This window comes from Leptospira perolatii (genome assembly GCF_002811875.1).
Lineage (GTDB): Bacteria > Spirochaetota > Leptospiria > Leptospirales > Leptospiraceae > Leptospira_B > Leptospira_B perolatii.
Map to the genome: position 1 here is coordinate 772,822 of NZ_NPDZ01000001.1, position 14,972 is coordinate 787,793.

General features: G+C 43.6%; 13 protein-coding genes. 8 read left to right on the forward strand and 5 right to left on the reverse strand.

Translation table 11 applies throughout. The features are described from left to right. The first annotated feature begins 18 nt into the window (after nt 1–18). Together CH373_RS03665 and crcB are read left to right on the forward strand one after the other, a co-directional pair. Nucleotides 19–792, forward strand: a complete 774-nt coding sequence (locus tag CH373_RS03665; protein ID WP_100714781.1) for a universal stress protein — start codon at nt 19–21, stop codon at nt 790–792. A 1-nt stretch (nt 793) separates the two neighbouring features. Then, entirely contained in the window at nt 794–1,174 is a 381-nt protein-coding gene (crcB, locus tag CH373_RS03670; RefSeq protein WP_100714782.1) for a fluoride efflux transporter CrcB, read from the forward strand. 2 nt (nt 1,175–1,176) lie between these two features. On the opposite strand, the gene CH373_RS03675 is transcribed toward crcB, so the two are convergent. From CH373_RS03675 to CH373_RS03685, 3 genes are read right to left on the reverse strand one after another with little or no spacing between them, the layout of a single operon-like run. Continuing rightward, nucleotides 1,177–1,602 carry a GNAT family N-acetyltransferase gene (locus CH373_RS03675; protein ID WP_165778768.1) on the reverse strand — a complete coding sequence of 142 codons (426 nt, stop codon included), beginning with the start codon at nt 1,600–1,602 and terminating at the stop codon, nt 1,177–1,179. A gap of 11 nt (nt 1,603–1,613) precedes the next feature. After that, nucleotides 1,614–2,393, reverse strand: coding sequence for a type III pantothenate kinase (locus CH373_RS03680; RefSeq protein WP_100714784.1), 780 nt, complete (start codon nt 2,391–2,393; stop codon nt 1,614–1,616). Nucleotides 2,394–2,395: 2 nt separating this feature from the next. Next, on the reverse strand, nt 2,396–3,163 hold the full coding sequence (locus CH373_RS03685) for a biotin--[acetyl-CoA-carboxylase] ligase (protein WP_100714785.1): 768 nt from the start codon (nt 3,161–3,163) through the stop codon (nt 2,396–2,398). A gap of 93 nt (nt 3,164–3,256) precedes the next feature. On the opposite strand from CH373_RS03685, the gene CH373_RS03690 reads away from it, so the two are divergent. Together CH373_RS03690 and CH373_RS03695 are read left to right on the forward strand one after the other, a co-directional pair. After that, a complete protein-coding gene (locus CH373_RS03690) occupies nt 3,257–6,394 on the forward strand; it encodes an efflux RND transporter permease subunit (RefSeq protein ID WP_100714786.1) in 3,138 nt (1,045 codons plus the stop codon). A 2-nt stretch (nt 6,395–6,396) separates the two neighbouring features. Next, nucleotides 6,397–7,887, forward strand: coding sequence for a TolC family protein (locus CH373_RS03695; protein WP_100714787.1), 1,491 nt, complete (start codon nt 6,397–6,399; stop codon nt 7,885–7,887). Nucleotides 7,888–7,896: 9 nt separating this feature from the next. Here the strand turns inward: CH373_RS03695 and CH373_RS03700 are convergent, their stop codons facing one another. Further along, the gene (locus tag CH373_RS03700; RefSeq protein ID WP_100714788.1) at nt 7,897–9,660 is read right to left on the reverse strand and encodes an acyl-CoA dehydrogenase family protein; all 1,764 of its coding nucleotides are present in this window, start codon (nt 9,658–9,660) and stop codon (nt 7,897–7,899) included. 315 nt (nt 9,661–9,975) lie between these two features. Between CH373_RS03700 and msrB the strand changes: the two genes are divergently transcribed. Together msrB and CH373_RS03710 are read left to right on the forward strand one after the other, a co-directional pair. Then, entirely contained in the window at nt 9,976–10,377 is a 402-nt protein-coding gene (gene msrB / locus CH373_RS03705; protein ID WP_207761488.1) for a peptide-methionine (R)-S-oxide reductase MsrB, read from the forward strand. A gap of 97 nt (nt 10,378–10,474) precedes the next feature. Then, entirely contained in the window at nt 10,475–11,416 is a 942-nt protein-coding gene (locus CH373_RS03710; RefSeq protein ID WP_100714789.1) for an esterase/lipase family protein, read from the forward strand. A gap of 65 nt (nt 11,417–11,481) precedes the next feature. On the opposite strand, the gene CH373_RS03715 is transcribed toward CH373_RS03710, so the two are convergent. Continuing rightward, entirely contained in the window at nt 11,482–12,093 is a 612-nt protein-coding gene (locus CH373_RS03715) for a TetR/AcrR family transcriptional regulator (RefSeq protein WP_100714790.1), read from the reverse strand. A gap of 152 nt (nt 12,094–12,245) precedes the next feature. Here CH373_RS03715 and CH373_RS03720 point away from each other — a divergent pair, with 152 nt between their 5' ends. Continuing rightward, nucleotides 12,246–13,121, forward strand: a complete 876-nt coding sequence (locus CH373_RS03720) for an acyl-CoA thioesterase (protein ID WP_100714791.1) — start codon at nt 12,246–12,248, stop codon at nt 13,119–13,121. A gap of 52 nt (nt 13,122–13,173) precedes the next feature. Then, the gene (locus tag CH373_RS03725) at nt 13,174–14,499 is read left to right on the forward strand and encodes a thiolase family protein (RefSeq protein ID WP_100714792.1); all 1,326 of its coding nucleotides are present in this window, start codon (nt 13,174–13,176) and stop codon (nt 14,497–14,499) included. Nucleotides 14,500–14,972 lie beyond the last annotated feature (473 nt).

A 14,972-nucleotide genomic window follows, 5' to 3' on the forward strand; every position in this document is an offset into this window, starting at 1 on the left:
CGGTATACAGATGCACCAGTGTACCGTTCCATTTTAGTTGGCCAAGATAGCTCTGTCCAAAGTAGAAAAGCTTTAGATTTTGCTCTATGGGTGGCAAGGGTTACGTCCGCGAGATTAACTCTTGCACACCTCTACGCTCGCAAACTTCCTCAACCCCCGGCTGCATCTGAGAAGCACGAGAAGGACGTCCTAGAAAAGCGCCTTCGTGAATGTAAAAAGATAACTAAAAATGTGGAGTCTAGGTTCATTACCGGGTGGGGTGCTTCAGCTTTGGTCAAAGAATCAAATTGGTACGATTTAGTTGTTCTTGGGAAAAGAGGTTTAAACTTCCAAAAAAGCGGCGCAAAGATCGGCTCGTTGTCAAGAGCATTCCTTCTATCGAGTCCGTCTCCGGTTTTACTTGCGGATGATTCTTTGGAACTTCCAGAATCTATATTAGTATTATTTGATGGAACTTCCGATGCGTGCAAGGCTTTGCGAACCGCTGTAATGCTTTCTGAGGAAAGGAAACTGGAATTGCACATTGCTACCGTAAACAGATTTTTCCAGCGGAGACCCGAAATTGAAAGGGCAATGAAATATGCCTCTGATTTTGGAATTAAAGCAAAATCTCATCGCTTGAAATCTGGACGCAGACATTTGAAAAATCTAATCGAATCTTTGCAGATCCATCTTACTTTTTTGCCCGCGCTCGCCGAACAAGGATTTGCGACGAATCTAGCGATTTTCTTGGCAAGTGAGACATCATCTTCGATTTTTGTACCAGAAGGAAAGGTCCCTCCTATTTACTAGAATGAACGCAATTTACTGGATCATTCCCGCGGGGATACTCGGGGTACTCGCAAGATATTATACTAGCTTGGCTGTCCTCAGAATTTGGACTCTAGATTTCCCATTTGCTACTTTCTTGGTCAATATAGTCGGTGCTTTCTTGATCGGAATTGTATTCGGTACGGAGGGAGACAAGACGATTCTGCCGGCCCACCTTCGTGCAGGAATTACGGTGGGCTTTTTGGGCGGTTTTACTACCTTTTCCACTTTTTGTTTGGAGATAGTTCGCCTCTTGGAATCCGGAAACTTTCTTCTCGCGATCGGTTACTTTTTTCTATCGAACTTGTTTGGAGTTTTGTTTTGTTTGGCGGGAGTCGCCTTGGGGAGATTTCTGTTTTTTTAGGCTTAGATATACTTCACTAGATAGTAACAATTGTATCCTTTTGGATAATCTTCGATAGTTCCGAACACTTTGTATCCTTCCTTTAAATAAAAATCTGGAGCTTGGAAAGTAAAAGTATTTCCGTATACTACAGTGCAGTCAAATTTTTTGGCTGCTTCTTCGGCCTTGCGTAATAGGATCTTTCCTAACCCTTGCTTTCTGAATTTCTCGTGAACCCATAAGCATTGCAAATTCATTCCGCGAAAATACATGATTGCAAGTAATCCACCCACAATCTGATCCCCGTCCTTTGCCAAAATGCTAATATAATCAAAGGGTTCTAACCGTGGATCCTTGTGCTTCGACGTGCTAAATTCTCTGAGTTGACCCCAAAGGAATTCCTGCAATTCGTCGGAAGGGTTTCTGATTTGTTCGAATTCTAAATCCAAATTATAATCTCTTAATGTTCGGAATTCATTTCGTACAAGATTTGTAAACCTCGTAATGTCAAGAGCGGCTCGATTCGATCGAACAACCCTGGATGCGCGGCATCGATCGTTGTGACCAGGCCGCCGGTTCCGATTACTTTGTAATCGCTTCCGTATTTAGATTTGATTTCTCGAATGATTCCCTCCAATAGTCCTGTCCAACCGTAGAAGAAACCCGCTTGAATCGATTCAACTGTTGAGTCCCCGAGTATTTTGGATGGAGCCTGAAATACAATCGGAGGTAGCTGGGCGGTATTTCTAGTAAGTGCATCCATAGACACTTTGAGCCCCGGTGCAATGACACCGCCTATGTAAGACGGTGTATCGTCGACTACGCAAAATGTAGTCGCAGTCCCGAGATCTATAATTATGGATTTTCCGGGATGATCTATGATTGCCGCTGTTGCGTTCACTAATCGGTCAGCCCCTATTTCAAAGGGTCTCGCATACTTGATTTTAAAGGGCAATTTCATTTGGTAGTGAACTTGCACAGGATTGATTTCGAACCAATCATGCATCATTCTTTCCAAGATCGGATTCAATGTGGGAACTACAGAAGAATATATCCCGCCCTTGATCGAAGAGCTTGCGATTTCAAATTCTCTTAAAAAGCCTCGGAGAAATAAGCCCCATTCATCCGAAGTTCTGTCCCTTCTAGTGACGGTTCTTTTATGAAAGATCGGTTCTTTGGCCCCATCCCGAAAAATTCCGAAAACTGTGTTCGTATTTCCTATATCGACAACGAGAATCATTTCTACTCCAAGGATCTGAATTCATCCGGTGTGTCAATAAATTCGATGACCTTTCCATTTGGAGACCGAACTAACATTCTGCCTGCAGAATCGATTCCTAAAAGCTGTCCGCTCTTTTGTTCTCTCATTTCCGTATAAAAGACTTTTTGGTCTTTCCAAAGCAGGTGCTCGTTGATAAACGAAAGTTCTTCCGTAGGTTCCGAGTCTCTTTGTATGGCCAATGCGGCGTCGTTTATCAACGGTATCAGAGTTTCTAATAGAGCGTGTTTCTTATTTGCGTTCGCTGGATCTGCTGTTACGAATCCTGCGTCCGGTAAATTCTCTGGGATTTCTTTAGGATCTCCCAAAAGGTTGATTCCAATTCCAACGATCCAGTCCCAGTGAGAACCTTCTTGTTCTGTTTCGATTAATATTCCGCAGACTTTTTTGTCTCTTACGAATATGTCGTTTGGCCATTTGATTTTCAGTTCATTCACAGAGATCGAATTTTTGTAGGTAGAAAGTAAGGCCTTTGCGACCGCAGAGCCTACCATGATGGAAAATAGGTTGGGGGAAGGTACATCTCCAGTCGATCTGAGTTTTCCGGAAAATATGATGGATTCCTTCCCTAAAATTGTCCAGGTTCTACCCTTTCTACCCTTTCCAGAACTTTGAGAATCGGCTAATATCCAGGTACCCGGTGAAAATTCCTTTTGTTTGACTAGAGAATTGGTAGAATTCGCTTCTTTTAGGAAAATCCCCTTATCGAAATCTAGAAGTTGAAAAGACATGCCAAACTTCTAATTTGAAACGGATTCGGTCTCAAGAAAAAATCAGGCACTTGAAGAATTTTCAGCGGTCGAATTCACTAGGCTAGGTCTCACTTGCTTTCAGAAGTTTCCATACGAAATCCGATTTTTTCCTGGATGATGATGACAGCCCTAATTCTTCTCGGCGGGATTGGCTTTTCCAGGATGGGTCTTTCTCAAATGCCCGACGTAGATTTCCCAATCGTGAACGTCGGTTTATTTTTGGAAGGCGCAAATGCTCGCGTTATGGAGACAGATGTTGTTGATCCGATCGAAGAGGCTCTGCTTACAGTCGAGGGAGTAGTAGAAGTTCGCTCTGTTTCCGCCGACAATTCTGCAAATGTCACTGTAGAGCTCGAGCTCAGCAGAAATGTGGATGTCGCGCTTCAGGAAATTCAGACCAAGATCGCCCAAGTTTCCAACAAATTACCGGACGCCTTGGACCCGCCGGTTTTGACTAAGGCGAATCCGGATGATACTCCCATTATTTGGGTCGCTTTGACTGCGGAAGGAAAATCCGAAAAGGAAAAGATGATCTATGTGAAGGACTTCCTAAAAGATAAATTCCAAAAGGTACAGGGAGTCGGGGAAATCTATCTAGGAGGTTATGTAGACAGAACGATCAACGTATACTTGGATCCGATACTGCTTACAAGATATGAAATTACTGTAAATGATATCATCAGTACTCTCCAAGAGCAAAATATAGAAGTTCCGTCCGGCAGGTTGCAAAACAAAGACTCCGAAATTTCCTTACGCGCTGTCGGCGATGTTCCTACTGTAGAACAATTTCGTAATATATTTCTAAACTCCAGAAGTGGAGTACCCTTATTCCGACCTATTCGCTTAAAGGAAATAGCTGAAGTTGAAGACGGCCTGGACGAGGTAAGAAGAATTTCCAGATACAATTCTATTTCTGCAGTTGGCTTAGGAATTAAGAAAGTCAAAGGATCGAACGCAGTAGAAGTCGCGGATCGAGTCAAAGCAAAGGTCTTAGAGTTAGGTCCGCAGTTGGCTCCTGGATATCAGCTCAATATTACCACGGATAATACTCAATACATTCGAGATTCAGTAAACGAGTTGAATTTCACATTGGTTCTTTCCGCTCTTCTCACGGGGCTTGTGTGTAGGTTCTTTTTAGGAAATTGGAAAAGCACCGGAAACGTGTTACTTGCGATTCCGACTTCCATTATCGGGACATTCCTTTTTCTTTACTTTTCTGGATTTACACTCAATACATTCACTCTCCTCGGGCTTGCTTTGGCGACAGGTATCGTTGTCGACGATGCCATAATGGTATTAGAAAATATTAATAGACACAGGGATCTCGGAAAATCTTGGATGCAAGCTGCATTGGACGGTTCTTCCGAAATCAGGTTTGCTGCCTTGTCTGCTACTCTTGCAATTGTGGCGATCTTTCTCCCGGTCGCATTCATGTCGGGCATCATTGGAAAGTATTTTCTAGAATTCGGTATCACGATTTCGGTTGCTGTGGTTCTTTCTTTGTTTGAGGCACTCAGCTTTACATCGATGCGGGCATCTAGATTTAGATCAGGAACTCAATCTTTTTTGCCGGGGAAATCGGCATCAGGTGCATTTGTCCCGAACTTTGTAAAAGCGGCGCTGAACTATTCTCCGTTTCGGTGGATTGACCCTTGGATGGAAAACTTCATGGATTGGTCCGCCAGATTCTATTCAAGAATTTTGAATATAGTCTTAGAGCATCCGCGCAAAATACTCTTGGCATCTACGTTGTTCTTTTGCGTTTCTCTCGGATTCTTTTTCCTTTTGCGAAAGGAGTTTATTCCACCGCAAGATATGGGCAAGTTCTTGTTAAGGGCAAAACTTCCGATCGGTTCTTCGATTTATAAAACCGACGATGAAATGAAGAAGGTAGAAAAATATCTTTCCAAAAGGCCGGAGTTAGAAAAGCAGTTCGTCGCGATTGGTGGTTTTGGGGGAGGGGAGCCTAGTTCTGCTATGTTCTTTATCACGATGAAGGATTTTGGAAAAAGACCAGGTAACCCGGCGACAGGCAATGAATATACTCAGAGTGATGTATTCAAAGAGTTGCGATCTGAATTGCCAAAAATTGTACCTGAAGCCAAATTCTCGATCCAGGATTTTTCACAGAGAGGTTTTTCTGCAGGAAGAGGGTACCCCGTGGAACTTGTGCTTACAGGTCCAAATTGGGAACAGCTTGCCCTTACTTCTGAAAGGATAGAAAAAAAACTGCATGATAGCGGAGTGCTGTTAGATGTAGACTCAGACTATGTTACTGGGCAAACTGAGATCAGACTGATACCAAATCGAATCGCGGCAGCTTCTCGCGGTGTGAGCATGGCGAATATCGGAAATACGATCGGACCTCTGATGGGTGGAAAGAAAGTGAGCAGGTTTACCGAGAACGGGCGCAGTTACGACGTAAGGGTAAAAATTCGAAAAGAGCAGGGGGCAAAGGCAGACATTATCCCGAATATATCGGTTCGGAATACGTATAACGAAATTGTTCGGTTAAGAGAAGTACTGAATTTGGAAGAATCATCTAGTCTCCAGAATATCACGAGAGTGGACAGGCAAAGAACAATCAAACTTTTCGGGAATCCAGCGCCAGAGCTTGGACAGAATAAGGCCACCGAAGAATCGATCAAGCTCGCCAAAGAAATCCTACCCCCTGGATACAGAATCGATGTGACCGGATCTGCAAAGACTGCCAAAGAATCTTCCGAAAGCCTTGTCTTTGCTCTAGTGTTGGGGATCGTCCTGTCTTATATGATTCTCGCTAGTCAGTTCAATAGTTTAAGACAGCCTTTGTACATCTTGCTTTCGATGCCATTCAGCTTTTCCGGTGCGTTGATCGCCTTATACCTGTTCGGTCAGTCGTTTAATATGTACAGTTTTATCGGGTTGATTCTGTTACTCGGACTAGTCAAAAAGAACTCTATTTTGTTAGTAGAATTCGTAAATCACATCCGATCTTCCGGAAAGAACATCTCGGAATCGATTAGGGAAGGTTGCCCGATTCGTTTGAGGCCTGTATTGATGACTTCTTTTAGCACGATCGCCGCCGCAATTCCTCCAGCCCTCGCGCTGGGGCCGGGGGCCGAGACTCGAATTCCGATGGCAGTCACTGTTCTCGGCGGAATGACTTTATCCACTTTAATTACTCTTGTAGTGGTTCCTGCTGCATACTATATTATGGAAAAGGAATAGACATGTCTTTTCTGAAACCTATTACAAGGTCTTTCATTTACCTTGCGAGGATTTCTATCCTGCTTTTTGCGATATCTCTGTGCCGATGTTCTTCTGCTCCGGAGATTCGGCTGAACGACGGAATTGTAGAAGAGAGCATGAAGGATATTACAGGAATTACGACGGACGACGTATCGAGGGTTTCCCATAAGGAAGAGTTGAGTCTGGATGATCTGTATATTTTGGCGGTGGAAAGAACGGAAAGGCTGGCCATCAAAAACGAAGCAATGGAACAAGCCTCAGCACAAAAATCGAAAGCAATAGCCGGCTTTCTTCCTACTTTGTCCTATGTTTATAACAAATTCTACTCAGTTCCGGGACATACTCCTCAGCCGACTCTTACGGAAAATATTCGAAAGTACAATGCGTATCAAAGCGGAGATGCGACTGCCTTTTTGCCTTCGTCCTCTTCTTATAGCGCACTGCCTCCAACAGTCGGTGCTGGATCTAGGTTACTCCTGAGCATTCCTTTAACGAACGGGATATCCGCTTACAACGATTATCGAGCCGCAAAAATGTTAATCGAAGAAAGAAAATTGGAAGCAAAACATGAAGCGGGCAGATTGTATCTGGAAATCGCTCAAGGATATTTTAATTTTCTTCAATTAGCAGAGAGTGTTAAAAGCTCAGAAGAATCGTTTAGACTTCAGACCGAGATCGTAAAAGAAAGAAGAAGATTATATTCTCTAGGAAGAATCATGAGGAGCGAATTGCTCTCCTCGGAAACCGACTTGTCCAATTCAGAAGCTACTCTTACGGATACCAAATTTCAGTTGGAACAGGTTCGCTCTGCGTTGGCTCTTATGGTCGGTTTAAAAGAAGAAGTTCGACTAGCCGATTTCAAGGTAATTCTTCCGCCCGTGCCTATGTCTATAGATCCAGACGGATTTATTTCCAAGCGATTCGATGTCTTATCTGCGGGGAAGAGCGTTAAGGTCGCGGAGGCTAACCAAGATAAGGCGAAAGTAGGTTTTCTCCCAAATATCGCGGTGAATAATTACTATTCTTTTCCGGTCCACGGGCAAGCTCGCAACAAAGACGTCATAGTTCAGTTGGCGGTTACGGTCCCTTTGACTCCCTTATCGGCGGCTGCCGACATAAAGATGGCGGAGTCTGCTAGTAAGCAGGCAAAGCTGCAGGAATCTCTTATTCGAAGAACTGCTACTCAAGAAATCCGTAATGCATTTGAAAGTTTTCAAAATTCGGAAAAGTTGTTAAGAATCTACGAAAAAGCTTTCCAACTCGCAAAGCAGACCTCTGGGAGCCAAGCTGCTAATTATCAATCAGGAAGATCCAGTAAAATCGAAGCGATCCTTTCTAAATTAGCGATGATCAATTCGGAAACAATTTATAAAAGAATGATTCACCAACATACTTTGAATCGGATCGCGCTCGGCGTGTCCATCGGGGAGATCCCCCAGATCCCTTCCGAAAAGAAAGGATCTGGCGAATGAAAACTTTTTCTAGGAAACTGTCGCGGCTTGCTTAGAAGCTCTTTCAAGTTTCAAGGAATTTGCTTCAGCGATTGCTAAACTATCAACCAAGTAGTCCTCGGTCATGGATTTGCGTTTTTCTTTTTCCGGCCCAGTAACAGACGTAAGGGACCTCTCCAGTAGTAAGCTGCAAATCAATCTAGCCGCGATTTCTACGGTTTCGAAAGCGAGAGAGTCCTTCTTTATACTGTCTGAAATCGATTTGTAAGCATGAACGCTCGAGTCCAGGGTTTTCCACAGATGAAGAAGATCCTGAGATGGCTGGAATTTAGCCAACTCCTCTTCCACATAATGTCTTAAGTTTCCGGTCGGAGACATACCCGAAACCACTCCTCCGATCGCTGCTACTATTTGAAGTTGGGTAGTGCCCTCGTAGATAGTCGTGATCCTGCTATCTCGGAAGATTTTTCCGACATCATAGTCTTCGGTGTAACCGCTTCCGCCGTGGATCTGAACTGCATCAGAAGAAATCGATACACATCCCTCCGAAGCATAATATTTACTTAATGGAGTAAATAAGTCCGCTAATTTTTCCCAGTGGCGCAATTCTTGGTTAGAACTCACATCCTTTTCACTTTTGCCTTCTTCCTTGAGCATTCTTTCTTTTTTCCAGTGATAGAGTTCGATCGTTCTCGCTGCCTCTTGGATCAGGCATCGGGTGGCGCAAACTTCTCTTTCCATACGATCCAGGATCTTTTTGACAGCGGGAATTTTGGAGATCGGTTTTCCAAATTGGATTCTTTCAGAAGCATATTTTTGGGCTTCGGATAATGCCGCTTGGGAAATTCCTAAAGACTGAGCGGCAATCGTCAATCGGGCAGCGTTCATCATTCCCATCGAATATTTGACAAGACCATAACCAACTTTTCCAATCAGATGTCCGGCAGATTTGTCAAAGACCACTTCGCACGTAGGAGAACAGTGCAGTCCTAATTTGTGCTCTACTCCGGCGATATGTACGTCCTTTCCTTCTACTAGAAAAAAGGAGAGTCCCCTTGCTCCGCTTTCCGGAGATCCTGTTCTCGCAAGAGTCAGGATGATCGAAGGAGATCCTATATAACCGCACGCGTGAGTGATAAAACGTTTTGTACCGGTAATCTTCCATGAACCATCAGCTTCTTGGACTGCCTTGGTTTGCACATTCGGAAGGTCGGAGCCGTAATTTGGTTCCGTCAAAGCCATTGCTGCGCTATACTTACCCGCGGCAATTTCCGGAAGCCATTTCTCGCACATTTCTTCGGAAGCATACCTTTCCATAATCTCAACTATATTAATATTTCCGTATGTTAGGCAAAAGGCAGCGTCTGCACGAGCAGAGAGCTCGCACATAATAGATTGAACCGCAACCGGCAATCCCAGTCCGCCGTACTTGCGACTGATTCCGATCGGCATGAGACCCGATTCTTTCAACGTAGTATAACATTCTTCTTGAGCTTTCGGGAAGATTACTTTTCCGTTGTCGTACTTTAATCCTATCTTATCCATCTCCTTACTTCTGGGAGCAACAAAGTCTCCCATGATTTCACCCAAAGATTCTAAAATAGAATGATAGTAACTCTTTGCCTCTTCCACGCTAGAGGGAGCGAAGGAGTATCTTTCGTTTCCTGTGGATTTGTACTTTGCCGCGTCTAAAAAGTCGCCTTCGTATGCATGAACAACTTCGTTCCAGTCGATCAACTGATCGAAATGAAGCTGAAGGTCATGATTGTCCTGAAAATAATTACTCTGAATCATTGGCCGCTCCGGTGAAAAAGAAATCTAATGTACATTAGTTGAACTCTCGTTAGAGCGAATGTCAAGTCTTCGATAGGAGCTAGCGCTTGTACGTTTCGGTTGTATTGCAAACAACTTGTTTGAATCATGGAGCAGTTTTTGGAAAAATTACGTAACTTATACTGCGTTCTATCGAACAAACTAAGTGAGGTAAGAGGAATGGGCCAGGGAGTTGCCGGTAAGGCGATTGTAGTCTATAGTATTTTATTGTTCTTAGTAGCAGGGGGCTGTTCTCCCCAATTTGGGGATCCTAATCAAAAATCAAAAGGAGGAAAAATGAAGTACGAAGTACAAAAAACTGAAGAAGAATGGAGAAAAATCCTGTCGGAAGAGCAGTATCAGATACTCAGAGATAAGGGAACCGAAAGAGCCTTTACCGGTGAGTACTATCATAACAAGGAAAAAGGGACATATCTTTGTGCTGCATGCGGAGCTGAGTTATTTAAGTCCGATGCAAAATATGAATCTGGTTCCGGTTGGCCTTCTTTTTATCAGCCTGCAAATAATAAGAACGTTGCATCGGAAACGGATAACAGTCATGGAATGACGAGGGTGGAAGTGCATTGTTCCAGGTGCGGAGGACATTTGGGTCACGTTTTTCCAGACGGACCTGCACCTACTGGAAAGAGATATTGCATCAATTCAGTCTCTCTCAAATTCAAGAAAGAAGCAAAGTAATCAGTAAGTAAACCATCCTTATAAAATTCCGGTTGCAGCCCCTGGCAACCGGGAGAATCTCTCCAAGGCGGACGACAGAGTCTGTGGTCCTAATTGCATGAGAAAAGATTATCTTACTTACCTTCCCGAAAACAAGCCGATACGTCCGTTCTTAGTACAGAGAATTGCAGAATTCTATTATAGATTGTTTTACTTAGCTTGCAACTTGTTAGGCATCTTTATCAAAGTCCCGGATCATATCGAGGGTTTCAAGAGACCAATCGTCTTAGTTACCGGATTTTTGGGACGACCATTAACATGGAATAATATGCGAAAACACCTGATAGAACTGGGCCACCCGGTTTATACCGTAGACCTTGGTTTTCAGGTAGGCAATATTCGTAAAAAAAGCAAACAACTCGAGCAGTTCCTGATCGAGCGAAAGATTAAGGATTGCTATCTAGTTTGCCATTCCATGGGTGGATTGATTGCTGCTGGACTTACCTACAAGGGAAGGGATAGAGTCAGAAAAGTATATCTAGTCGGATCTCCGATTCACGGAACTAGATTGGCTTATATTGGTCCGATGTTTATCGCGTGTTGGCAAATGATGCCGGGGTCCAAGATCGTCAAAGAGGTCATCGAGACTTATTCAAAATATCATAATGTACAAGCCGTCTTCACTAAAGGTGAAGAAATCGTTCTTCCATGGCAGTCTTCCCGCTTGGGAAACCACGACGACGTAGAAGTTCCAGAATACGGACATATAAATTTAGTTCTTGGGCCTTTGGGAATTGAGTGTATCGGCTCATTGGTGACATCGGAAGAAAAGAAAGATCCGCTTCCGATCAAAGTCAAACCTGAGGTAAAAGAAGCGGTCGTTTCCGAAAAATCCGCGAAGGTTATAGCAAAAGCAAAACAACCGGTAAAAGCCATGGCAAAGCAGAAAGCTTCGGCAGCTCCGAAAAAATCTTCTTCCAAGTCTCAAAAGCAAGGCTCGCCGAAAAAACAATCTGCGAGCAAAGCTAACCCAAAACGCGCAAAGAAGAAAAGCCGTTAACGAAAAACAAAAAAATTTAGACCGCTAAAGGAAAAACTAGCGATCGATTCAGAATTATATAAAGCTTATTTGGTAAGATAGTTTTCGAATATTTCGCGCAAGCTATCTTCCATTTCCTTAATATAGCGAAGATCTTTCGTAACTCTCCAAAGAGTGATCGCTCCGTGATAAGCCATGAGCACTCTTCTGGCAACATAGTGTATGTCCATGCTTCTGGAGAGCTGTCCGGACGCTACGGCCCTGGAAAGATAATTACGAATCATGCGAGTCCACTTGTCAGCGATCCCTTTCAGAAATTCAGTATATTCTGGATCTGAATCCATCACTTGGTTTGCAAAACCTGCAAACGGATCCCCGTGAAATTCTCCCTGTCTGATTTGCCTTTCTTTTAGAATCACCCAGGCACGCAGGAATTCCTGCACTTCCGGGTAGCGTTCCATCAGGTTGTTCAAGTCAGAAAGAGTTTTCTCCTCCTGTCTGGCTAAGTAGGCGATTCCCAATTCTTTTTTTGAGGGAAAATGATCGTACAAACTCGCCGCTACAGATCCGGACTCTTGGATGATCTGTCTCATTCCGGTGTTTGAGAACCCTTGTTTATAGAAAAGGTCGGTGGCTGTATCTAAAATACGTTCCCGGACGCTTGCACCGGAGTCTCTTTTTTTCCTTTGGGCGGTCATTTCTTTAAGTCGTAACTAATTGCATTATCCCCTGAATTAGGCATTCCGTCAATAGAATTTGAGATTAGTGCAAAAAAATACAGAACGAACGTTCTGTATTTTTCTTGCTCCGAATCTGGAGGGGTCTAATCTAGTGTCAGGGAGAGGTTCCAATGCCAAAAGTAGGACAGGAAAACTTTCGAACTAGATTTTCGGATCTGGATACCCAAAGGCACGTTACGAGTAGAACATACGAAGAAGCTTGCTTAGGAGATCGTTACCGAATTTTAGAAGAAGCCGGTTTTAACTGGAAGCAAATGCTTTCGGATTCGATTTCTCTGAAGACTCAAGCATCCGATATACGGTTCTTGGCCCAGCAAATGGAGAATTCTGATCTAGAAGTCAGAACCAATGTTCGCTCCGGAGAAGGTGGATTCTTGTTATTCCAACAGGACTTACTCGATTCCACGGGAAAAGTCGCAGCAGAAATTAGAACTCTGGCTCGCACAGAAAAAGCTGGAATCCTTTTCGAAGCAATTCCCGCCACCGAAAGTGCGGAGGCTTTGATCTCTTCTTTCGAACCGATCCTGCCTTTTTCCGGAAGTTGTGAACGAACCGGCGCCGAGAGGGATTTGTTTTTCTGTGAGAGAAATCCTTTTGGAGACTACAATCCATCTCACTATTGGAGAATCTTAGAAGAAGGAAGATGGAACTTTACCGCTGAGTCAGGCTTATCCTTGGATCACCTGATTGCGATGGATACGACCTATTTTTATATGGGCGGAAAGATACGTTATGCGAAACCTCTCATAGCGGGACGCAAGGTTGTAGTAAAAACCTGGATCCGCAATTTTGAAAAAATTTGGTGTAGAATGCGCCAGGAAATCACGGACTCGATCACTCAGGAAGTGTTAGCAGAGTCACTCGATGATTTGTTGGTTGTTTCGATCAGTAAGACTAGGCCGAAAAGAGTTACCGAAGAAATGCTGAAAGACGCGATCAAAAACACTGAATATCCCGAAGGATGGCAACTGGAGGGAGACGAATGAACTATTTTATTAGATTAGGAATGGAATTAAATCTAACATCTGGAGAGAAAAGATGAAACTTGAGAAAAAATTGGCGTTATGTACGCCACGTAGAACTCCCTTTGCGCAAATCGCGAAGGCGTTGGGACCTTATCCTGGCCACCATTTAGGTCGTATAGTAGCTGAAGATATTCTTGCGAAGAGCGGACTAAAGAAAGAGCAGATCGACGGAGTGGTTGTCGGAGAGGGATTTTCGAACGCACCAAACTCGGCTAGAGTCATTGCAAACCTAATTGGCCTGAAGGATGAAATTCCTGCGATCACGGTTGCTAACAATTGTGTGTCGGGAATGGAAGCTGTGGCTGAGGCTGCACGTCGTATTACATTAGGTGAAGGCGAACTCTTCCTTGCAATCGGCGAAGAGTCCCAGACTTCTATGCCTTTTATTGTTAAGAATGCAAGATTAAATAAGAAAGCAGGATCCCTGGATAAACTGAAGAAGTTACTCCCGGACAACTTGCCTGAAGGCGTGGAGCTCAGAGACACTCTGGAAGACGGTTTGGGAGACGGAGAAACCTCTTACGGAATGCAAGTGACTGCGGAAATCGTTGCACAAAACTACGCCCTTTCTAGAGAGATTTGCGACAAGCTGGCTTTTGAATCTTTCAAACGCGCATTAGAGGCTTCTAAAGCAGGAAAATATGCTCCTTACATCATTCCAATGAAAGATGAAGACGGAACAGAGCTTGCGATTGACGAAGCAGTTGGATTGAGAGAAGGGTTGGTAGAAAATCCAAGCCGTATGGGCCGCGCGATGTTGCTCTTTGACAATCCACAGATGAAATTTGATGAGTTTAAAACCAAATATTCTAAAGATCTGAAAAAGAGTCACGGTCCGACCGTGTCTATCTTCAATGCGAGCCCTCGTTCTGATGGTGCTGCTGGTATAATTGTTACTACAGTAGAGAAGGCAAAAGAACTGGGTCTAAAAATTGAAGCAGTAGTTTCCGGTTGGAAAATGAGAGGGGTTCATCCAAACAATATGGGAATCGGCCAAGCATATGCTACCGAAGGACTTCTCAAAGACACCGGACTTAAAATCGAGGATATCGACTACGTAGAAATTCATGAGGCGTTTGCAGCCACTGCGGTTGGAGCCCTCGAGCAGATTAAAATGGATACCGGTTGGGATTGGGAAAAGAAATTCGATGAGAAGAAAATCAATCCGAACGGCGGGTCCATTGCAATCGGACATCCTTTCGGAGCTACCGGAATCAGACTTGTCGCAAATGCGATTATGGATCTGAAGGAAGACAAAAGTGCGAAACGAGTCGTGATTACTGCATGTGCTCACGGTGGAATCGCGGGGTCTATGCTCATTGAAAGATACGAAGGTTAATTTAGACATCTAGAATTTAACCTTAAAAAATAACTCACAACTAAAGGGCCTCGGATCTTCCGAGGCTTTTTTATAACTGGAGATCCTGCGAGAATTCATATATTAAAATTATTGAATATAGTTTGCAGGAGTTTCAACCAATCCGCGGGAAAATAAGGGCTTGCGAGAAAGCCATTTTACGAATTAGGGAAGATCCGCCAGGCTACTTACCCGCCGTTTCTTTTTCTGAATAGCCGATTTTTCCTGCTTTGTTGTCACTCTAGGGACATGGGGCGACTTATACGCTGATCCTTGCGAATTGTGTCAAAAGAAAGTGCAGTACATTATGATTGTCTTATGTAGTTTTTTTCTCACTTATATTTTGATTATAATTTAGAGTTTGATGACGAATCGTTTCTTGATCATTCGATGGACTCTCGCAGTGATCAAAAGTCTCTTTGCAAGCAGTTTTTAAATAACGCTTGACTAAGAAA

Excerpts from the sequence above, each read along its gene's own strand:
- CH373_RS03710 (WP_100714789.1), top strand. The coding sequence starts at position 10,475 with ATGAGAAAAGATTATCTTACTTACCTTCCCGAAAACAAGCCGATACGT.
- CH373_RS03685 (WP_100714785.1), bottom strand. The coding sequence starts at position 3,163 with ATGTCTTTTCAACTTCTAGATTTCGATAAGGGGATTTTCCTAAAAGAA.
- CH373_RS03715 (WP_100714790.1), bottom strand. The coding sequence starts at position 12,093 with ATGACCGCCCAAAGGAAAAAAAGAGACTCCGGTGCAAGCGTCCGGGAA.
- crcB (WP_100714782.1), top strand. The coding sequence starts at position 794 with ATGAACGCAATTTACTGGATCATTCCCGCGGGGATACTCGGGGTACTC.
- CH373_RS03725 (WP_100714792.1), top strand. The coding sequence starts at position 13,174 with ATGAAACTTGAGAAAAAATTGGCGTTATGTACGCCACGTAGAACTCCC.
- CH373_RS03680 (WP_100714784.1), bottom strand. The coding sequence starts at position 2,393 with ATGATTCTCGTTGTCGATATAGGAAATACGAACACAGTTTTCGGAATT.
- CH373_RS03700 (WP_100714788.1), bottom strand. The coding sequence starts at position 9,660 with ATGATTCAGAGTAATTATTTTCAGGACAATCATGACCTTCAGCTTCAT.
- CH373_RS03720 (WP_100714791.1), top strand. The coding sequence starts at position 12,246 with ATGCCAAAAGTAGGACAGGAAAACTTTCGAACTAGATTTTCGGATCTG.
- CH373_RS03695 (WP_100714787.1), top strand. The coding sequence starts at position 6,397 with ATGTCTTTTCTGAAACCTATTACAAGGTCTTTCATTTACCTTGCGAGG.
- msrB (WP_207761488.1), top strand. The coding sequence starts at position 9,976 with ATGAAGTACGAAGTACAAAAAACTGAAGAAGAATGGAGAAAAATCCTG.